This window comes from Actinacidiphila cocklensis (assembly GCF_907177275.1).
Taxonomy (GTDB): Bacteria; Actinomycetota; Actinomycetes; order Streptomycetales; family Streptomycetaceae; genus Actinacidiphila; species Actinacidiphila cocklensis.
In genome coordinates this window covers 34485-54586 of record NZ_CAJSLV010000067.1, presented here as the reverse complement: position 1 = coordinate 54586, position 20102 = coordinate 34485, and the positions used below count along the sequence as shown (strand labels likewise).

14 protein-coding genes are annotated in these 20102 nt (G+C 68.6%); 4 read left to right on the top strand and 10 right to left on the bottom strand.

Going from position 1 to position 20102, the window contains the following annotated elements:
• Positions 1-18 precede the first annotated feature (18 nt).
• The gene (locus tag NFU81_RS24250) at positions 19-1698 is read right to left on the bottom strand and encodes an RICIN domain-containing protein (protein WP_251493387.1); all 1680 of its coding nucleotides are present in this window, start codon (positions 1696-1698) and stop codon (positions 19-21) included.
• Between the two features lie 348 nt (positions 1699-2046).
• On the opposite strand from NFU81_RS24250, the gene NFU81_RS24245 reads away from it, so the two are divergent.
• A complete protein-coding gene (locus NFU81_RS24245; protein ID WP_251493385.1) occupies positions 2047-3633 on the top strand; it encodes a CocE/NonD family hydrolase in 1587 nt (528 codons plus the stop codon).
• A gap of 86 nt (positions 3634-3719) precedes the next feature.
• Here the strand turns inward: NFU81_RS24245 and arfA are convergent, their stop codons facing one another.
• From arfA to NFU81_RS24200, 9 genes are all read right to left on the bottom strand, one after another.
• A complete protein-coding gene (gene arfA, locus NFU81_RS24240; protein ID WP_251493383.1) occupies positions 3720-5219 on the bottom strand; it encodes an arabinosylfuranosidase ArfA in 1500 nt (499 codons plus the stop codon).
• A 118-nt stretch (positions 5220-5337) separates the two neighbouring features.
• Positions 5338-6240 carry a carbohydrate ABC transporter permease gene (locus NFU81_RS24235; RefSeq protein ID WP_251493381.1) on the bottom strand — a complete coding sequence of 301 codons (903 nt, stop codon included), beginning with the start codon at positions 6238-6240 and terminating at the stop codon, positions 5338-5340.
• Positions 6240-7256: a carbohydrate ABC transporter permease gene (locus tag NFU81_RS24230; RefSeq protein ID WP_479688507.1), complete on the bottom strand. Its 1017-nt coding sequence runs from the start codon at positions 7254-7256 to the stop codon at positions 6240-6242. The genes NFU81_RS24235 and NFU81_RS24230 overlap by 1 nt, the downstream gene beginning before the upstream one ends.
• A gap of 11 nt (positions 7257-7267) precedes the next feature.
• Positions 7268-8551, bottom strand: a complete 1284-nt coding sequence (locus tag NFU81_RS24225) for an ABC transporter substrate-binding protein (protein WP_251493377.1) — start codon at positions 8549-8551, stop codon at positions 7268-7270.
• A gap of 698 nt (positions 8552-9249) precedes the next feature.
• Positions 9250-9393: a hypothetical protein gene (locus NFU81_RS24220; RefSeq protein WP_251493375.1), complete on the bottom strand. Its 144-nt coding sequence runs from the start codon at positions 9391-9393 to the stop codon at positions 9250-9252.
• A complete protein-coding gene (locus NFU81_RS24215) occupies positions 9390-11174 on the bottom strand; it encodes an amylo-alpha-1,6-glucosidase (protein ID WP_251493470.1) in 1785 nt (594 codons plus the stop codon). The genes NFU81_RS24220 and NFU81_RS24215 overlap by 4 nt, the downstream gene beginning before the upstream one ends.
• A 67-nt stretch (positions 11175-11241) precedes the next feature.
• Positions 11242-12036, bottom strand: a complete 795-nt coding sequence (locus NFU81_RS24210) for a carbohydrate ABC transporter permease (RefSeq protein WP_251493373.1) — start codon at positions 12034-12036, stop codon at positions 11242-11244.
• Positions 12037-12119: 83 nt separating this feature from the next.
• Entirely contained in the window at positions 12120-13109 is a 990-nt protein-coding gene (locus NFU81_RS24205) for a carbohydrate ABC transporter permease (RefSeq protein ID WP_251493371.1), read from the bottom strand.
• Positions 13110-13210: 101 nt separating this feature from the next.
• Positions 13211-14461 carry a sugar ABC transporter substrate-binding protein gene (locus NFU81_RS24200; RefSeq protein WP_251493370.1) on the bottom strand — a complete coding sequence of 417 codons (1251 nt, stop codon included), beginning with the start codon at positions 14459-14461 and terminating at the stop codon, positions 13211-13213.
• Between the two features lie 279 nt (positions 14462-14740).
• On the opposite strand from NFU81_RS24200, the gene NFU81_RS24195 reads away from it, so the two are divergent.
• From NFU81_RS24195 to NFU81_RS24185, 3 genes are all read left to right on the top strand, one after another.
• Positions 14741-15805 (top strand): LacI family DNA-binding transcriptional regulator, encoded by a 1065-nt coding sequence (locus NFU81_RS24195; RefSeq protein ID WP_251493368.1) that lies wholly within the window; start codon positions 14741-14743, stop codon positions 15803-15805.
• A gap of 398 nt (positions 15806-16203) precedes the next feature.
• Complete coding sequence (locus NFU81_RS24190) at positions 16204-18000, top strand: RICIN domain-containing protein (RefSeq protein ID WP_251493366.1); 1797 nt, start codon at positions 16204-16206, stop codon at positions 17998-18000.
• Positions 18001-18304: 304 nt separating this feature from the next.
• Complete coding sequence (locus NFU81_RS24185; protein ID WP_251493364.1) at positions 18305-19828, top strand: glycoside hydrolase family 43 protein; 1524 nt, start codon at positions 18305-18307, stop codon at positions 19826-19828.
• The last annotated feature ends 274 nt before the right edge of the window (positions 19829-20102 follow it).

Sequence of the window (20102 nt, the reverse complement as noted above, 5' to 3'; positions counted from 1 at the left end):
CCTGGCCGGCCAAGGGGGTCACCGAGGGGCGAGCACCAACTGGTAGGCGCCGTTGGGGTCCTCGTTGGGCACGGGGAAGGTGACGGTGCCGTTGGTGACCGGGTATGCCGCGGAGGACAGCGTCGTCGCGGACGCCACGTTCGTCGTGCGCCCGGTACCCGAGACGTACTTGAGCGTGGCCGTCACCGACGAGCCCATGGCACCGAGCCCGTTGACCTTGACGGTGTTGCTGCCGGACTCACCGCCGAAGACCAGGCTGAAGGTGTTCTGGCCGGCGTCGTAGGCGGCCACGCCGTCCTGGTTCTGGGTAGGCGTGACCTTGACGACGTTGCCGGTCTGGTCGCCGTACCACTTGTACATCCAGTACGAGGCGGTCGGCTGGTTGTTGTAGAGCAGCCCGTTGAGCGTGCCCGCCTCGTACCAGAAGGCGCGCTCGGCGTCCCTGACTCCGTCGCGCTCGAACTGGGCCACGTAGTGGTTGGTGCTGCTGGGCACGTCGATCTCGCTCGTCGTGGCGTACTCGTCGATGGAGATCGGCCGCGCCGAGATTCCGAGCTGCTGCTCCAGCGAGCGGTATGCCTGGACGTCGTTGGTGACGTTCTTCCAACCGCCCAGCTCGTGCCAGCAGATGACGTCGGGCAGGGTCCCCGACGCCTTCGCGGCGGTGAGGAAGTTGCGCATCCAGTCCAGATTCAGGTACGACGTGCTGGGACCGAGAATCGGCATGCCGGGCAAGGTCTTCCTGACCTGCTGGACGGTGCGTGTCCAGCCGTCGGTGAAGCCGCCCGCCGCGCTCGGCCAGGTCCAGTCCGGCTCGTTCCACGGTTCGAAAGCGTTGATGTCGGTCACGTCCGGCCGGGCCTTGACGGCGGCGGTCATGCTGTCGACGTCGCTGAGCCAGCCTGTCCAGCCGGGCCAGTTGTAGGGGAAGCCGTCCAGGAAGTCGGCCATGTTGACGGTCATCTTGGCGCCGGCCTGCATGGCGGTGGACGAGACCTTCATGGCGTCACCGACGGGCGCGGGGTAGCCGTTGGGGCGGTGCTGGGTGCCGGGAGGCGCCTGGCGTATCTGGTTCAGATGCAGTGGCACCACGATGGACGCCGGCGGAGTCGTCTCGTCCTTCAGCCCGTCCAGAGTGCCGGAACCGACATGGGTGACCGGACGCACCACGGAGGCGGCATCGACCACCAGGGTGCTCCCCGTGCCGCCGCCACCGCTGCTGGTCCAGCGCTGGTTGGACTGGCCGTTGCAGGTCCACAGCGTCACGCGGGTGCCGTTGGCAGTCCCGGCGTGGTCGACGTCCAGGCACAGCCCGGACTGCACACCGGTGATCGTGCCGTTCGAGTTCACCTGCCATTTCTGGTTCTGCTGCCCGTTGCAGGACCAGATGTCCACCACGGTGCCCGGGGAGGTGCCGTTGTTGTACACGTCCAGGCACCGCGTGCCGTTGAAGGTGCGCAGTTCCCCGGCCGAGGTGGTCTCGAACTGCTGGTTGGGCTGGCCGTTGCAGTCCCAGATCTCCATCGCGCTGCCCAACGTGTCCGTGTTGCCGGTGACGTCCAGGCAGCGGCCCGATCCGGCGCCGACGAACTGGGACGTTGCGGCGGAGGCCGGGGACGCTGACGCGAGCGAGACGCTCAGGGCCGCGGCGGTGGTGAGCGCGGCGCCCAGGGCCGTCCACGTACGTCGTCGCGTCACCGCGCGGACTGTCCTTGTAGGTGGCACAACTCCTCCTTTGAGGGTGCGGTGGGGGGATGCGGAGCTTGTGTTACCGGTCACAACGGCATGAGTGTGACCGGTAACACGCAGACCCGTCAAGGAGTTCGTCAAGGAGCAGCGCGACAGCGGCCGCCCGGGAAACCTCCGGGCCGCCCGCCTCCACATGCGCCCGGGCAGGTGAAAGTCTGTTCCCGACCTCCCCGAACCGAAGGACGTGCAATGACCGGGATACGCCGACGGCTGTCGCGCCGGCTGCAGGCCAGGCAGCTCCCAGGAGTCACACCGGGCCCCTGCGAGTTTCGGGTGCGGCGCAGACTGCCGGTGCCCATGGACGATGGTGTCGAACTCCTCGCCGACCTCTACGTGCCGGTCGGCAAGGTGACTCCGCCGCTGCCCACGATCGTCATCCGCTCCCCGTACGGCCGCCGGAACTCCGTCACCCACGCTGCGGCGCTCGCCCGCGAGGGCTTCACCGTCGTGGTCCAGAGCTGCCGCGGCACCGGGGGATCGGGAGGCACCTTCGTCCCGCAGGTCAACGAGCAGCGCGATGGCATGGCCACGCACCGGTGGGTACGGCGGCAGCCGTGGTTCACCGGCTCGGTCGCGACATACGGGCAGAGCTACCTCGGCTACGCCCAGTGGGCGGTGGCCGGGCGGCTGCAGCGGGAGGAGCCCGACCACGCTCCCGAAGCGCTCTGCCTGATCAACACGATGCCCGACTTCGGAGCGGTCACCTGGGACAACGGAGCCTTCGCGCTGCGCAATGCGCTCGGCTGGTCGCAATGGATGGACCTGACGAGCCGTCGCGGCCCTGCGCCGATGCTGGGACTCCTGCGCCGGCCCGACCGAAAGCTGGGCTCGGCCTTCGCCGTGCTGCCGCTGGGCGCCGGCGACACCGCCGCCGCCGGGCGGCCGATCGGCTGGTACCAGGACTGGCTCGCCCACGAGGAACTCACCACCGACTACTGGACCCAGCAGTCGCACACCGCTTCTGTGCCCGATGTCACCGCGCCCGTCTACATGAGCACCGGCTGGTACGACATCTTCCTCCCCTGGCAGCTGCGCACCTACGCCCAGCTCGCGAACGCCGGCCGGCCGCCGCTGCTGACCGTCGGCCCGTGGGGACACATGGCCGGCGGGGAGGGCCCGTCCTTCGTCGGGTCCGTCGAGTTCCTCAAGGAGCACTTCGCCGGCGCGTCGGGCAGCCGCGTCGCGCCTGTCCGGGCGTTCCTCACCGGCGCCGGGCAATGGCACGACCTGCCCGCGTGGCCACCGACCGGCACCACAGCGCGGTCGTGGCACCTGCATGCGTCCGGCCTGCTCGATCCGGCCGCCCCGGACGGTGGTGTCACCCGCTACAGCTACGACCCCTGCGATCCGACACCTGCCGTCGGAGGCCCCAGCCTGACCCCGGACTCCGGTCCGGTCGACAACAGCGCGCACGAACGCCGCACCGATGTCACCGCCTTCCGCAGCACACCGCTGGAGGACGCCGTGGTCATCGCCGGCGAGCCGGTCGCCCGGATCCGGTTCCGCTCCTCCGCCCCCAGCGCCGATGTGTTCGTCCGCATCTGCGACGTCCACCCCGACGGCCGTTCCATGACCGTCTGCGACGGCATCCGGCGCGTAGGAAGCCTCGGTTCGGCCGCTACCGACCCGCGGCCCGGCCCGGACGGATTCGCCGAGGTGGAGGTGCCATTGTGGCCGGCCTTCCACCGGTTCGCGGCCGGTCACCGCATCGGCGTCCAGGTCAGCTCGGGCGCACATCCGCGCTACGCCCGCAACCCGGGCACCGGCGAACCCGCCCTCAGCGCCACGGCCACCGTCCGTGCGGAGCAGGAGATCTCCCACGAGACCGCCCGGCCCTCCCGGATCGACCTGCCGGTGTGGGCCTCCGCTGCACTGCCCTCGTAGTCGCGGAACCCCGGATCTCCGCTACGAGACGGGATCCGGCACCGCGAGGAAGCTGCCGCGGTGCCGGATCTGTCGCGTGCCGTCCCTCAGCGGAGGGCGATCGCCGTCCACGACACCGGCGGCAGGTCGATGGTGAGCACGCCGTCCGCGATTGCTGCGGTGGTGTTCGCGGCCGGGCTCACCCGGTGCTGCTCGGCGAGCGTGTTCTTCGCATACACGTCGGAGTCGGCGAGCGTGACCGCCTCGGCGATGCGGGACGAGCCCAGGCTGCGCACGTCGATCGTGATCTGCGCGGCCTCCTCCAGGTCGCGGTTGACGAGGAATACCGCAGACCGGTCCTCGTCGACGGTTGCGACGGCGTCGATGACCGATGCCTCGCCGTGCCGCCCCGTCTGGTAGGTCGGCGCGTCGACCACGGGCCGGATCACCTCGCCGGACGCGAGCCGGCTGGTGATCGAGAACGGGTAGAAGGTCGTCTGCCGCCAGGCCGCCCCACCGGGCTCGGTCATGATCGGCGCGATCACGTTGACGAGCTGCGCGAGCGACGCCGAGGTGACGCGGTCGCTGCGCTTGAGGAGCGTCATCAGCAGGTTGCCGACGACGACGGCATCCGCCACCGTGTACGTGTCCTCAAGCTGCCGAGGAGCGTGTCGCCACTCGGTGTCGAGCTTCTGCGACTCCATGTGCTCCTTGAGGTACCAGACGTTCCACTCGTCGAAGGAGATGTTGATCTTCTTGTCGGAGCGCTTCTTGAACCCCACGTGGTCGGCGGTCGCGACGACGGTGTCGATGAAGTAGTCCATGTCGGTCGCCGAGGCGAGGAAGGAGCCGAGGTCGCCGTCGTGCTCCTGGTAGTACGCGTGGCACGAGACGTAGTCGACGTGGTCGTAGGCGTGCTCGAGTACCGTGCGCTCCCAGTCGCCGAACGTCGGCATGCCGGACCCGGAGGAACCGCAGACGACGAGTTCGAGGTCCTTGTCGGCCATCTTCATCGCGGCGGCGGTGCGGGCGGCGATCTTGCCGTAGTCGTCAGCCGTCATGAAGCCGGTCTGCCACGGTCCGTCCATCTCGTTCCCGAGGCACCACATGCGGATGTCGTGCGGGTCCGGCGTGCCGTTGGCGACGCGCAGATCCGACAGCGCCGTACCTGACGGGTGGTTGGCGTACTCCAGCAGGTCCAGGGCGGGCAGGATGCCTCGCGTCGCGACGTTGACTGCCAGCATCAGCTCGGAGTCCGTGAGCTTGAGCCACTTGGCGAACTCGTCGAGGCCGACCTGGTTCGATTCGAGTGCGTGCCATGCGAGGTCACGGCGCACCGGGCGCTGCTCCCGCGGGCCGACCGAGTCCTCCCACCGGAATCCGGAAACGAAGTTTCCGCCTGGGTAGCGGATGGTCGTGCTGCCGAGCTCCTTGACGAGTTCGACGACGTCCATGCGGAATCCGTCGTCGTTCGCAGTCGGGTGTCCCGGCTCGTAGAGGCCGGTGTAGACGCAGCGGCCGAGGTGTTCGACGAACGAGCCGAAGGTGCGGCGTCGGACAGGAGCGATGACAGCCTGCCTGTCGAGCGTGATGTGCGCGCGGGGCAATTCAGTGGTCCTTGTCTGGGGGTGGTGCGGGCCGAGCGAAGGCGCCGCTCAGCGGCCTGCCCCTGCCGAGGTACGGCACGGGCAGGCTCACAACGGGTGCGTGTTCTGCAGCGGGTTCTCAGCCCTTCACGGCGCCCGTGAGACCGCCGACGATCCGCTTCTCGAAGATGGAGAAGAAGATCAGTGCGGGCAGCATCGCAAGCGAGGTGAAAGCGAGGACCTTCGCCGTGTCGGTGGAGTACTGCGAGGAGAAGGCCTGCACGCCGAGCGGCAGGGTGAAGTTCGCCTGCGAGTTGAGGATGTAGAGGGGAAGGACGTAGTTGTTCCAGCTTCCGATGAACGCCAGGATGCCGACTGTCACGACACCCGGAAGCGACAGTGGAATGACCATCCGGACGAAGAACCCGAGCCGGCTGGTGCCGTCGATCGCGGCGGCCTCCTCGATCTCGTTCGGAATGGCCCGGAGGAACGGCACCAGGATGATGACGGTCGTCGGAAGGCCGAAGGCTATCTGCGGGACGATCACGCCCAGCAGGTTGTCGACGAGTCCGAGGTCCTTGACCACGATGTACAGCGGGGTGATCGCGATGACCATCGGGAACATCAGGCCGGCGGCGAACAGGGAGTACATCGCGCCCTTGAGCTTGAAGTCGTAGCGCGCGATCACGAAGCTCACCATCAGGCCGAGGACGACGATGCCGACGGTGCTCGCCAGCGCGACCAGGACGGAGTTCGCGAACTCGCCCCAGAACCTCGAGGACTTCAGGACGTTGACGTAGTTGGCGGTGATCCAGGGGTGCGGCAGGCCGGCAGGGCTCGTGGTGATCTGCGAGTTGGTGCGGAATCCGCCGATGACGATGTAGATCACCGGAGCGATACAGACCCCGATGAACAGCAGCGCGACGAAGTAGGTGAAGGGGCTCCCCCACTTCTGCGGCGCGTCACGACCGACCCGACGGCCGCTCGGCTCGTTCGGCCCGGCGGCGGAGGAGAACCAGGATCTTGCAGTGGTCGCGCTCATCAGACGGTTCCCTCCGTGACGGCTCCCCGTAGGTCACGACGCAGGACGACGCGCTGGTAGATCAGCGCCACGATGAGCGAGATCAGGAACATCACGACCGCGATCGCGCTGCCGTAGCCGTAGTTGCCCGCGTTGCGGCCCTGGGCGAGCATGTAGATCGCCATGGTCGAGGTGCCCGCGGTACCCGAGACGTACTGGCCCCAGATGATGTAGACGAGATCGAACAGCTGCAGCGAGCCGATGATCGAGAGGAACGCCCAGATGCGGATCGTCGGCCCCAGCAGCGGCAGGGTGATGCGGCGCTGTATCTGCCAGTAGGAGGCGCCGTCGATCTGAGCGGCCTCGAAGAGTTCCTCGGGGATCGACTGCAGGCCGGCGAGCATCAGGATCACCGCGAAGCCGATGTACTTCCACGAGATGATGGCCATCAGTGTCCAGATGGCCAGCTTCGGGTCGGAGAGCCAGTCAGCTTGCAGGGAGCCCAGGCCGATCTGCCGCAGCAGGTCGTTCATGGCGCCGTTGCCCTGGAGCATCAGGCTCCAGCCGGTGCCGACGATGACCTCGGAGATGATGTAGGGCACGAAGATCAGGACCCGGATGACCGAGCGGCCGCGGATCTTCTGGTTGAGCAGGAGCGCGAGGATGATCGCCAGCGGTCCCTGGATGACCAGGGAGAGTCCCATGATCATGAAGCTGTGCTTCAGGACCTGCTGGAACGCGGGGTCGGTGAGGATCAGTTTGTAGTTGTTCAGGCCGACCCAGTCGGTCGGTGCTCCGTAGCCGTGCCAGCGGTAGAAGCCGTAGTACGCGGCGAGCGCGACCGGAAAGATCACGAACGCCAGGAACATGAGGATCGCCGGTCCGGACAGGAGGGCGATCTCGAGTCGCATCTTGGCACGGCCGCGGCGGCGCGAAGCCGCTCGCGGCGAGGTCGGGGGCGTGGCAGCGCCCCCGACCCGAGACGTGCCCTGCGACTGGCGGCCGATGGCCGTGTCAGTACCCAGGGTGTCGCTCATTGGCTACTTACTCAGCCCCTCTCGGCAGCCTTGTTCGTGTCCTTGACGATGTCGGCAGCCGAGCCCTTGCCGGCGAGCAGGTTCACGACGGCGGTGTTCATGGCGTTGCCGACGTTCTGGCCGTACTCGGTGTCGAGGAACTGCATGGAGTAGGCCGCCTTGTTGAAGGCCTGCAGTGCCGAGATGTTGTACGAGTCGGTGACGACCGACTGGGCGGCCTTGTTCACCGGGATCGTGAAGAAGCCCTTGGCGTAGCCCTCCTGCTGTTCCTTGGTCACCAGGAACTGGAGGAAGTTGAAGGCCTCCTTCGGCGCGTTCTTGGTCAGCGAGTATCCGCCGCTGCCGCCCATGATGGCGCTCGGGTCGCCCTTGCCGCCGGCCACCGCGGGGAAGGGGAACCAGGCCAGGTCGGGGAGCGGCTTCTGGTTCGGGGTCAGGCTGCCGATCACCCCGGGGTCCCAGTTGCCCATGAGTTCCATGGCGGCCTTGTGGTTCGCCAGCAGGCCCGCCGAGGACCCGGCGCCCTGCTGCGCGGAGGCCGTCAGGAATCCGTTCTGGAAGGGGCCGACCTTCAGGAACGAGGACAGGTCCTCGCCGGCCTTGGTCCAGCACGGGTCGTCGAACTTGAGCGACTTGCCGGCCTCCGTCATGGTGTCCTGGCTGCACTCGCGCAAGGCGAAGTTGTAGTACCAGTGCGCGGCCGGCCAGGCGTCCTTGGCACCCACCGCGATCGGCGCGACCTTGATCGCCTTCAGCTTCGCGACATCCGCCTCGAGCTCGTCCATCGTGGTCGGCGTGGCGGTGATGCCGGCCTGCTTGAACAGGTCCTTGCTGTAGTAGATGCCTTCGGGTGCCGTGTCGAGCGGCATCGCGTAGACCTTGCCGTCGATCGAGTCGCCTGCGAGAGCGGCCGCGCCGACGTTCGCCTTGTCGGTGTCGGTGAGGTCCAGCGCCTGGAGCTGGCCGGCGTTGACCATGGCCTGCATCTTGCCGCCGCCGCGCTGCAGGAACATGTCCGGCCCGGAGTTCGAGTTGAGCGCGGTCTGCAGCTTGCCGTCGAGGTCCTCGTTCTGGACGTACTGGATCTTGATCGTGACGTTCGGGTGCAGCGTGTGGTACGCCGCCGCAGCGCTCTTCCAGTACTCAGCGCCGGGTCCGGGCTGCGCGTTCTCCCAGACCGTCACCGTGACCTTGTCGCCCGACGAACTGCCGCCGCTGTTGTCGCTGCTGCTGCTGTCGTCGCTGCCGCCGGCGCAGGCGGTGACGGCGAGTGCGACCCCCACGCCGATAGCCACAGCCGTCGCGCTGCGTGTTTTCCTCGTCATCCTGGAAACTCCCTGATCTGTCACCATTGATGGATCCTGTTGCGGCAAGCGGTCGCGAGGTTGCTTGGTCCAGTTGAAAGTGAGCGCTAACATGCTGCACACCCGATGGAGCGGCTCGCACTGGGTGTGCTACGTGTCGGGACTCACCGAAACTTTCGGGTGCCTTGCGATCGTTGCGGGCACACTAGGTCGCCTGTCGAAGCACGTCAATACATCCCACAGAGAACCCAGTGGGCCTTAATCGATCCGGTATGTGTCCGAACGGTGGACGCGGGCGCGCTTCGTGAAAACGGCCTGTGTGGAAACTTTCGACTGTGATGACTTATGTTTCGACGGGTAAACGGACCCTGGGTGCGGCAGCGGCCGGCGGCGCCCCAGCCGGGGTCGAACCGGGCGATCACGGCCAGGTGCTGGCGCAGCTGCAGGATCGGCATGCGGTCGCGCCGGCTCCGGCCGAGCCCGGTCAGCTCGGCGTACCGCTCGCAGAGCACATGTCCTCGGGTGGCAGCCGCGCCGTCCACGGGCGGGCCAGGTCGGCCTCGGCCCACGTGTACGCTGCAGGCGGCGAGGACGACCTCGGGGGTGACGACGCCGCCCGCGTCGCGCAGGGCGGCAAGCCCCTCGGCGTCCGCGGCGAGGAGGCCGTCCGACCGCGGCTCGTCGGACGCCTACCCGAAGACCGACGTGCCGTCAGCGCGCCGCGCGAGCCCCGCCGTCGCGGCAAGGTCTCCGGCAGCTCCTGTGACCGTGACGACGTCGGTCGGACCGGCCGAGTGCAGGCGTTCGGGCAGCCAGGGTGCCGTGCCGGTCACCGGTGTGCTCCGCCCCGGCCGCGGTCCGCCGAGGCCGGCGGGTCGCCCGGCTCATCCGAGGTGCGCCGGTGGTGCTCGTCCGCGAGCAGCAGGTAACTGCTCGCCGTCCAGGTGTAGGCGCGGTCGCGCAGCCCTTCGCCGGTCAGGGCGTCGAAGTTCTCCGCGAAGCCGGAGGTCTCGCACAGATGCCGGAAGCGGCGGCTGATGTCGTCGGCAAGGCCGGTGTGACCGGCCCGGCGCAGGCCGTCCTCGATGAGGACGGTGGCCGGCGCCCAGATCGGACCCCGCCAGTACCCGTCGGGCTGATAATGCGGCGAGTCCGTGTGCTCGGTGGCCAGCCCATGACGGGTCAGGTGCTCGGCGATACGTTCGGCGAGGCGGTCGGCGACCTCGCGGGGCAGCCGTTCGCCCAGGACGATCGGCATCAGGTCCAGGAGGCTGCGGCTGGTGGACCAGTCGCCGGAATGCGGCGAACGACTGCGGAAACGCCCGTCGGACCACAACTCTTCCAGCAGCGCCTGCTGAACGGCGTCCGCGGTGCCCAGATGCCGGTCCGCGGCGCCGGCGTCTCCGAGGTCCTTGGCGAGTTCGGCCAGCTCCGCCAGCTGGAGGACGAGGAAGGCCGCCAGGTCGGCGGTGATCAGCACCCTCCGGCCGTCGAAGGTGGTGGCGTTGTCCCAGCCGCTGTCGTTGCCGTGCTGGTAGTGCGGCAGGCCCAGGCCGGGTGCTGTGCGGGCTCGGAGCCAGAAGTCGGTCCAGCGCCCGAGGCGCCGGTAGGTCTCCCTCAGCTCGTCGGACTCCGGTTGCCGGGGCAGGCGTTCGCGCAGTCTCCGCAGTGCCCAGCCATGAATCGGCGGCTTGACGAAGTTGAACAGGATCTCCGAGTGCGTGACCGAGTCGGGCAGTGCTCCGGTCTCGTCCTGGTGGTCGAAGGGGATCTGGAACTGGTCCCACGCGAGGTCCGGCAGCCCCTGGGCCAGCGCGAGGGCGTTGAAGCAGTGATCCCAGCTCCAGACCTTGTCCATCCAGTGCTTCGACATCAGAACGGCAGGACGCCGCAGGAAGCCCGCGGGACGCACGGTGGCCGACCACAGGACGTAGGCGGCCAGTTCGGCGGCAGGCGCCTGGCGGGACGGAAGGGGAGCCACGGCACCGGCGAAGTCACGGAACGCCTCGGCGTGCGAGAGCGCCGCGGCATCGAAGTCCCCCCGGGGTGCGTACGGCTGCCGTGCGCTGTCGATCTCCTCGATGACCGCTTCCCAGCCCTGCGGGCCGGACAGGACCAGCCGGCGGTCTGCACCGGCAAGTCCCTCCAGCCCCACCGCGGTTGCGATCGTGCCATCCAGAAGAGTGACGCGGTAGCGGCGGCCCGTCTCGTACGAGGTGAACTGGTAGGACCCGTCGACGGGGTCGCGGTAGAGGTACGTGCCGGTGAAAGATGTCAGTTCCTGGTCCGCGGGCGTGATCGCCAGGTCGAGCCGTTCACCGCGCAGCCGGACGGTGTCGGCGCTCTCGTAGACCATCGAGATACGGCCCGGGTCCGCCTCCCAGGTCAGCATGGTGGGTGTCGCCCTCCAGACGGTCTCCGCACGGCTCCCGCTCGACGGATGGAGCGGCACGAAGCGCAGTACCGCGTGCATGCCGTTCTGGTGGGAGATCAGATGCAGGTCCTGTGCCCGAGCGTGCTGAGCGGTGACCGACGAGATGTTGAACCACGATCCCTGGCGGCTGAACGGTATCTCCTGGATCGCGAAGGCGTGGCTGTCGGGGGTGACGGTCATCTGCGGGAACTCGATCCTCTTCTGATGGGGCGCTTCGGTCATCGGGCGGCCTGGCAGAGCATGCCGGTCAGTCCTTTACGGCTCCAGCCGTGACCCCGGCGGCGACATAACGCTGGGCCAGGACCAGAATGACCGCGGCCGGCAGTGAGGCCACGACAGCGGTGGCCATGATGGCGTTCCACTCCTGGTTGTTGTTTCCGATGTAGTGGTAGATGCCGAGGGTGATGGGCTGGTGGGCTCCGCCGCTGTCCAGGGTGCTGGCGAAGACGAAGTCCGACCAGGACCACAGGAAGGCGAACAGCGACACGGTGACGATCGCGTTGCGGCTCATCGGAAGCACGATGGATCGGAAGATGCGGACGGATCCGGCGCCGTCGACCCTGGCGGCCTGCAGGAGCTCAGCGGGGATGCCGGACATGAATGCCGTGAAGATGAGGACGGCGAACGGCACGGCCAGGGTCGAGTCGGCGATGATCAGGCCGGGAACGGAGTGCAGGAACCCCAGGCTGAGGTAGATGGCGTAGAAACCCATCGCCATGATGATCCCGGGGATCATCTGGGCCACCAGCATCAGGAAACCGACGAGCCCTCCGCCGCGCGGCCGCAGTCTCGCCAGTGAGAATCCTGCCGGGGCGGCAAGGAGGACCGTGACCGCGACGGTGCCCAGTCCGATCACCAAGCTCGTACCGAGGTACGGCAGTTGCTGGTCGAGCACCTCCCGGTAGCCCCTGAGCGTGGCGTGCACGGGGAAGAGGTCCGGCGGGGTCTTGCGCATGTCCCGTTCGCGCGTCAGGGAGACGTTCACCATCCAGTACACGGGAAAGAGCATCATCGCGGTGAACAGCAGACCCAGCGCCGTCATCCGGCGGGATCTCCCTCTGCCGCGCCCGCGTCGTGGCTCCGGCTTCGGCGGATACGGCCGTCCGACCGTGCTCACGCGGGCGCTCACGGGTTGTCCTGCTGTCGCTGGGCGCGGATGTACACCAGCCCGAAGACGAGGGCGATCACCACGAGGAGGTTGCCCACGGCGGCTCCCGGACCGAACTCCGGCAGCAGGTTCCCGAAGCCGAGCCGGTAGGACCAGGTGGCGAGAGTGGTCGACGAGTCACTGGGACCGCCCCTCGTCATGATCCAGATGATGTCGAAGACCTTCAGCGTGTAGACGAGCCCGAGCAGCAGGGTGATCGCGGAGACCGGTCTCAGCAACGGGAAGGTCACCCGCCAGAAGCGCTGCCAGGCGTTCGCCCCGTCGATGGCCGCGGCCTCGTTCAGCGAGGCGGGAATCGCCTGGAGGCCGCTGTGGAGGACGACCAGGTTGAAGGGGATCCCGATCCAGATGTTGGCGATGATCACTGAAGCCAGTGACCACGAAGGTGAGGTCAGCCAGTTCACCGGTCCGACGCCCAGCCACCCGAGCGCCGCATTGGCGATTCCCGACTCGCTGTTGAGCATCCACGACCATGTGGAGGCCGACACGATCAGCGGCAGCAGCCAGGGAACCAGGAACAGGGCACGCAGCGTGGCTGAGAGCCGGAAGTGCTGGGCGAAGAACACCGCCAGCGCCAGCCCGATCGCGTACTGGAAGAAGAGGGAGACCCCGGTGAAGAGCACGGTGTGCTCCAGAGCCGGCACGAAGGTCGGGTCGTCGACGACCTTCCGGTAGTTCTCCAGACCGGTGAACGGCGCGTTGCCCTGCACGAACGAGCGCACCGTGTAGTTGCGCAACGACAGGTCGAGGTTGCGGTAGAGCGGGTACGCGTAGAAGGCACCGAGGTAGATCACCACAGGGGTCAGGAAGCCCCAGGCCGCCCACTGCTGCGAGCGCGGCCCGTGCGGGAATCGGTCGGCGGCTCCGGACGGTGGAGGCGCCGTGCCTACCGGGTCCGTTGCGCTGGGCGCCGCGGAGGCGCCCGGCGTCGGTGCGGTGCTGTTCATCGAGGTGCGGTCCTTCGCTGAGCAGGCCGACCGGCGGCACGGGCGGGGCCGGTCGGCCAGGCCCCCGCCCGCGCCGCGGGCCGGTGCGTCGAGTCGGGGTACTACTGGGAGGCGGACGACTGCGCGGCGGACAGCGCGTCCTTCGGCGACTTGGATCCGGTCAGTGCCGCCTGCACCGCGCCCCACAGGTGTTCGGAGATCTTGGGGTACTTCGTCCCGAGGTCGTCGCTCGTGCGCCCCTTGGCCGCCTGCACCGCCTGCACCCACACCTTGAGTTCGGGGGTGGCGGCCGCCTGCTGGTTCTGGACCTGCCCGGTCGGCCCCACGTAGGACAGGGTGGTGTCGGTGGCCAGCAGATTCTTCGCGTCGGTCAGGCAGGACACGATCTTGTCCGAGGCGGTGTAGCGGCCGGTGTCCTTCTGCACGGGGACGGTGACGAACTCGCCGCCGGTCGGCGCGGGCGCGGTGCCGCCGGTGGACGTGGGGATCGCGATGGTTCCGTAGCCGAACCCCGCCTTCTTGGCGTTGGCCAGCTGCCAGGTGCCGTTCTCGGCGAAGGCGTACTGCCCGGTGGCGAACTCCTGCCAGCTGGTGGTCTGAGTGTTGCTGATCACGGAGTTGGGCGCGTACCCCTCCTTGAGCCAGTCCTTCCACAGCGTGACCGCCGCAACCGCCTGGTCCGAGGCAAGGTCGGTCAGCTGTGCCCCCGAGCCCCAGAACCAGGGCAGGAACTGGAAGCTGCCCTCCTCGGTGCCGATGGCGGAGAAGGTGATGCCCTTCTTGCCCGCCGCCTTCACCTTGGCCAGCGCCGCGTTCAGCGACGCCCAGTCCTTGACCGAGGCCGGGTCCACCCCTGCGGCCTTCAGGACCTCTTTGTTGTAGTACAGCGCCAGGGTGTTCGCCCCGATCGGCGTGCCGTAGGTCTTACCGCCGCTCTGGCCGGCAGCCAGGAGGTTCGGCTCCACCTGGGAAGTGTCGATCCTGCTGTCGTCCGTGGTGGTGAGGACGCCCGCGTCAGCGAGCGTGGAGACGACCGGGTTGTCGACGATCAGGACGTCGGGGGAGTTGCCCTGCTGCGCCGCGAGCAGCGTCTTGTTGGTCAGATCGGTGGTGTCGAAGCTTGTCCGCTTCACCTTCACCCCGGCCTGGCTGCCACAACTGCCCAGCAGTTTCACCCAGTCGGACGTGCCGTCGAACTGCGGGTACGGGTCCCAGACCGTGTACGTGCCGCCGGCCGCGGTCGAGCCGGAGGATCCGTCCGAGGACGACGACCCGCAGGCGGTGGCCGTGGCTGCCACCACGACGGCGGCGAGCGACGCGACAACGAACCGTCGCCGGACGGAAGTGTTCATGGCGCTTGTCCCTTTCGCTCAGTGCTCGTCCCGCCATCGGTCGGCAGTGGCCGATCGCGGCGACAGGGACGAGTCGAATCGCTGAGGTAGCGAATCGGTTCGACCGTGAAAGTAGAACCCCCGCGCACCTCCGTCAATACTCCTGCATCAACCTGACGCCGCGGCCCCTGGGCCTTACGCCGACGGTGCAGGCCAGCGCTGGTCAGGTCAGCCGTACTCCATGTCGCGAACCGATTCGCGAAGAGTATGGTTCTCCTGACCAAGGGCGTGAGGAGCTGGATGAACATCGGGGAGATCGCCCGGCGGGCGGGTGTGTCGCGCAGCACGGTGTCGTACGCCCTCAGCGGCAAGCGCCCCGTCGCGGCGGCTACCCGTAAACGTATCCAGGACGTGATCGACGAACTGGGCTACCGGCCGAACGCGACCGCGCGGGCGCTCAAGGAAGGGCGGACCCGCATGATCGGCCTGGTGATCCCGCCGGCCGGCAACAGGCTCACCCACATGCAACTGGACTTCGTCGGCAGCGTCGTCGACGCGGCGGCCCGCGCCGATCTGGACGTGCTGCTGTCCCCGTCCGGGGGCGACCACGACCGATCCTTCGAACGGCTCATCTCGGAAAGCCGGGTCGACGGTGTGATCCTCATGGAGATCCGGCTCCAGGACGCCCGAGTGGGCCGCCTCCTGCAGGCGCGTCTGCCCTTCGTCGGGATCGGGCACACGACGGACGACCGTGCGATGTGCTGGATCGACGTCGACTACGCCGGCCTGGTCCGCCACACGGTCCGGCACCTTGCCGATCTCGGGCATCGAAAGGTCGCACTGATCAGCCGTTCACCCGAACTCGTCGCTGCGGGCTACGGTCCCGCGATCAGGGCGCGGGAGGGCTTCACCGAGGCTGTCCGCGAGCGGGGTGTCGAGGGTGTCGAAGTCGCGTGCGGGGACGACGCGCGTTCCGGCCAGGAGAGCATCGAGGGCCTGCTGCGGGCACATCCGGACCTCACCGCTGTCACGACCGTCAACGAGGCGGCCCTGCCGGGTATCCAGCGGGCGTTGGCGGACGCCGGCCTGAGCGTGCCGTACGACTTCTCGGTGACCGGCGTTGCCGGCCGGCTGTGGGCGGAGGATTTCCGTCCACCCCTCACCGCCGCCGATGTCCCCGCTCACGACATGGGCGTGCAGGCCGTTTCCCTGCTCATCGAACGCATCGCGGCGCCGCACACTCCTCCCCGCCACATCCTGCTCGCGCCACCTGTCTCCCTTCGCTCCAGCACAGGCGCCGCCCCCGCCAGGCCCGCCGCCGGCCCGGCGCCCCATCCCGGCGGAGCCGGTGCTCCCCGCGCCTGACCGCGTCTGACTACTGCGGCACAGGGGCGCCGCAGGCACTCGACGCCGCCACAGGAATCGGTTCGCTCAGCCCGGTCCTCTCATCGCCCGACACGCGGACAGCCGTGGGCAGTTGGCTTGTCACACCTCATTGACCCACGTGAACCCCAGCCGTAATATCCCGTCGAACCGATTCCTGCCAATCGATTCGATGCACCAGCCCGCGGTCGCGCAGTCCGGGAGATCGGCCTGGCGTCCGACGCCGGCGGCCGGCCTTCGGCCGACGTCCACCCGTGGGCTGCGGTCCGGCTCGACCCGCAAGGGCCTCACGTGCCGTGTGCGGCACACCGCATCAGATCCCCATCACCACGCCGCGCCCCCGTCTCAGTGCTGTGGCGCCCCGTCGTAGGAGGAAGTCGATGAGAAAGAGAGCAAAACCGGGCCGACTGGCCATGGCCGCAGCTGCCGTGCTGGGGCTCGCCGCCCTGCTGGTGATGCCGACTGCCGGCCATGCTGCCGCCGGCGAGTCACTCAGCGTGGATCTGAGTTCCTCGCGGGGACCCTCGACCGGGGTAGGGGAAGGCTTCCTCTACGGGATCACCCAGGACGGCACGCAGCCGGCGGACCAGTACCTCCAGCCCCTGGGGATCAACGCCTTCCGCGGAGGCGGCTGGTTCTCCGGCGGCTGGATCAAGGACAACTACAGCTACGGCTCCGCCACCAAGGCCGACATCGCGTCGATCACCGCGCAGGCCACGCGACTGACGCAGCCGCCCTACCACGCCCAGTACCAGGTCATCCTGAGCGACCTGTGGGGCAACAACGGCGGGCAGCCGTCGAACGAGGTGTACCCCTGCGACAACGGCAACTGCTCGAACTGGGTCAGCTTCATCGACTCCGCCGTGGGCGCCCTGCAGGCGTCGGGGCTGCCCTTCGCCTACGACATCTACAACGAGCCGGACATCTCGGTGTTCTGGACCCGGGGGATGAACAGCTCGCAGTACTTCCAGATGTGGGACACCGCCTTTCGGGAGATCCGCCGCATCGCCCCGAACGCGACGATCGTCGGTCCGTCCCTCGCCTTCACCCCTCAGAGCAACCCGGGGGAGTGGAACACCTGGCTGGCCCACGTCAAGTCAGCAGGAACGGTCCCTGACATGATCACCAATCACGACGAGGGCGATGTCGACGACCCCGTCACCGTGTCGCAGTCGCTCGGCAACGCGCTGTCAGCCAACGGCGTCTCCGCCCGGCCGCTGTCGGCGAACGAGTACCAGCCCGCGGACCGGCAGACGGCCGGCGTGACCGCCTGGTACCTCGCACGGTTCGCTCAGTCCGGGTACACCAACGCGATGCGCGGAAACTGGTCGTGCTGCATGACCCCGAACCTGACCGGGGTCCTCACCCAGAGCAACGGAACGTGGCAGCCCAACGGGAACTGGTGGGCGCTGCGCACCTACGCCGACATGACAGGGACGCTCGTCAACACCTCAGGTCAGGTCGGCTCGACCGCGATTTCCGCGTCGAAGGACAGCACGGCCAAGCGTGCGGTGGCCGTGATCGGCGACAGCAACGGCTACACCGGCACTGCCTCGGTGACCTTCAACGGCCTGGCCTCGGTGCCCTGGCTGGCGAACAACGGCAGCGTCAACGTGACCGTCGAGAGGATCCCGGACCAGTACCCGCTCAGCGCACCGCAGGTGGTGTACGACCAGAACCTGAGCGCCTCCGCCGGTTCGGTCACGGTGCCCGTCACCTTCCAGGCAGCGCACGACGCCTTCGCCGTCTACGTGACCCCGGCCGGATCGACGGGCGGAAACACCAGCGGCGAACTGCACGCCGTCGGTGCGGGCAAATGCCTGGACGTGCCGAACGCGTCCACGACGGCGGGCACCCAGCTGCAGATCCGGGACTGCTCGGGCGGATCCAACCAGGTCTTCACCCGCACCTCCGCGAACCAGCTGAGCGTCTACTCCGGCAGCGGCCAGATGTGCCTGGACGCGAACGGGCAAGGCACCACGGCCGGCACCAAGGTCATCATCTGGTCCTGCAACGGCCAGCCGAACCAGCAGTGGAACATCAACTCCAACGGCACGGTCACCAGCGCCCTGTCAGGGCTCTGCCTGGACGTGACCGGTGCGAGCACGGCCAACGGCGCGCTGGTCGAGTTGTGGAACTGCAACGGCGGCAGCAACCAGCAATGGACCCTCGGATAGACCCTGGTCGCGGGTGCGCGGGTGGCCGGAACGCGATCCGGCCACCCGCGCACGCGGTCAGCGGGCGGGCCGGCCCTGTCGACGGGAAGAGGAGACCGGCAGCGGTGCTGCAGAGCCTGTCCCCGTTCCACGTCTGACCGAAGGGGCATCGACGGCCGCCCTGCCAGCGCTTTCCTGGACCTCGGCGGCCGGAGCCGGCGCAGCTACGAGCGGGGGCGGTCGTATAGAGTCGCTCGGCCGCGGCGGCTCGCTGGATCCGCCGCGCTGGACCTCCAAGCCCGGTATCCCGAAGGGACCACGCCCTGTGCGGACCTATGACAACCCCGTGATCGGCGGGTTCCACCCCGACCCGAGCGTGTGCAGCGTCGGTGACGACTACTACCTGGTGTGCTCGAGCTTCGAGTACGTTCCCGGCCTGCCGCTCTTCCACAGCAAGGATCTGGTGCACTGGCAGCAGATCGGGAACGTGCTCGACCGCCCCGAGCAACTGCCGCTCCCGCTGCCCGGCACCATGGCATCCCGCGGCCTGTACGCCCCCACGATCCGTCACCACGACGGCCGCTTCTGGGTCATCAACACCAACGTCAGCGGCGGCGGCCACTTCATCGTGACCGCGGAGCGGCCCGAGGGCCCGTGGTCGGACCCGGTGTGGCTCGATCTGCCCGGCATCGACCCGGACCTGGCCTGGGAGGAGGACGGCACCTGCTGGGTCGCGTTCACCGTGCCCGGCATCCACATCGCGCGGGTCGACCCGGTCAAGGGCGAGGTGCTGGAAGGACCCTTCCCCATCTGGTCAGGCACCGGTCTGCTGTACCCCGAGGCCCCGCACCTCTACCGCATCGGCGACTGGTGGTACCTGCTGATCGCCGAGGGCGGCACCGAGCGCGGCCACGCCGTGTCCGTCGCCCGCGCCCGCTCGCCGCGCGGCCCATGGGAAGGCGCCCCGGGCAACCCCGTGCTCACCCACAGCGCTACTGACCGGCCCATCCAGAGCACCGGCCACGCCGACCTGGTCACGGCGCCCGACGGGACCTGGTGGATGGTGCTGCTCGCCACCCGTCCCCGCGGCTACACGCCCAAATTCCAGGTGCTCGGCCGCGAGACCTTCCTGACTCCCGTGGAATGGGACGACAACGGCTGGCCCGTCGTGGGACCCGTGCTCGAGCGCCACCCCGCGCCCGCCGGAGCCTGGCACCCCTTCCCGGTGCGCTCGGCCCGCGACGACTTCGACGAGCCGGCGCTCGCGCCGCACTGGATCTCGCCGTACGCCCGCCCCGACGCCTCCTGGTCGCTGGCCGAGCGCCCGGGTTGGCTCACCCTCACCGCGACCGGCCCCACCCTGGACCGCCCCGGCTACACCTTCGTCGGCCACCGGCAGCAGCACCACGAATGCCGCGCCGCCGCCCTGCTGGACCCGGGCAGCGGACGGGGCGGCCTGAGCGTGCGTATGGACGAGGCCCACCACTACGACCTGGAAGCCGGTGACGGGGAAGTCAGCGTCGTCGCGCGCATCGGGCCGCTGCGCCAGACGGTGGCCCGTCGCCAGGTGCCGCCCGGTCCGCTCACCCTGACTGTCACCGTCCGCACCACCGACATCATCTCCCCGTCGCCTGAGTTCACCGGTATCGAGCCCACCGGCCCGGACACCATCGCCTTCTGGATCGGGGACCCGGACGCCCCTGGCGCGGTGCCGCTGGCCGAACTCGAGGGGCGCTACCTGTCCACCGAGGTCGCCACCGGCTTCACCGGACGTGTCATCGGGATGTACACCACTCGCGGCACGGTCGCCTTCGACTGGTTCGACTACGAACCGGTCCCCTCGGCCTGACGCCGGACGGCATCGGACACGTGTCGCCGGCTCCGGAGACTTCGACAGGCACCACATCTGCGGAGAAGATCCGCCGACCGCAGGGAGACCGGCGGATGCGGAGGCAAAGGGGAATGTATTTCTGTGCGCTCCCTTGACCCGCCGGTGGAACGCTCCTACGTTGTGCGCTGAGCAAACCGTTGCTCTTTGAGCGCGATCTGTGCCGCGCCGGTCGATACGGCGCCGTTGGACGGGCGGCTTCGCCTTCAGCGGTGCTCGCAGCGGTCGCGGTGTT

Coding starts and splice junctions, on each gene's coding strand:
- NFU81_RS24215 (WP_251493470.1), bottom strand. CDS start 11,174: ATGACCGTCACCCCCGACAGCCACGCCTTCGCGATCCAGGAGATACCG.
- NFU81_RS24205 (WP_251493371.1), bottom strand. CDS start 13,109: ATGAACAGCACCGCACCGACGCCGGGCGCCTCCGCGGCGCCCAGCGCA.
- NFU81_RS24200 (WP_251493370.1), bottom strand. CDS start 14,461: ATGAACACTTCCGTCCGGCGACGGTTCGTTGTCGCGTCGCTCGCCGCC.
- NFU81_RS24235 (WP_251493381.1), bottom strand. CDS start 6,240: ATGAGCGCGACCACTGCAAGATCCTGGTTCTCCTCCGCCGCCGGGCCG.
- NFU81_RS24195 (WP_251493368.1), top strand. CDS start 14,741: ATGAACATCGGGGAGATCGCCCGGCGGGCGGGTGTGTCGCGCAGCACG.
- NFU81_RS24245 (WP_251493385.1), top strand. CDS start 2,047: ATGGACGATGGTGTCGAACTCCTCGCCGACCTCTACGTGCCGGTCGGC.
- NFU81_RS24210 (WP_251493373.1), bottom strand. CDS start 12,036: ATGACGGCGCTGGGTCTGCTGTTCACCGCGATGATGCTCTTTCCCGTG.
- NFU81_RS24230 (WP_479688507.1), bottom strand. CDS start 7,256: ATGAGCGACACCCTGGGTACTGACACGGCCATCGGCCGCCAGTCGCAG.
- NFU81_RS24190 (WP_251493366.1), top strand. CDS start 16,204: ATGAGAAAGAGAGCAAAACCGGGCCGACTGGCCATGGCCGCAGCTGCC.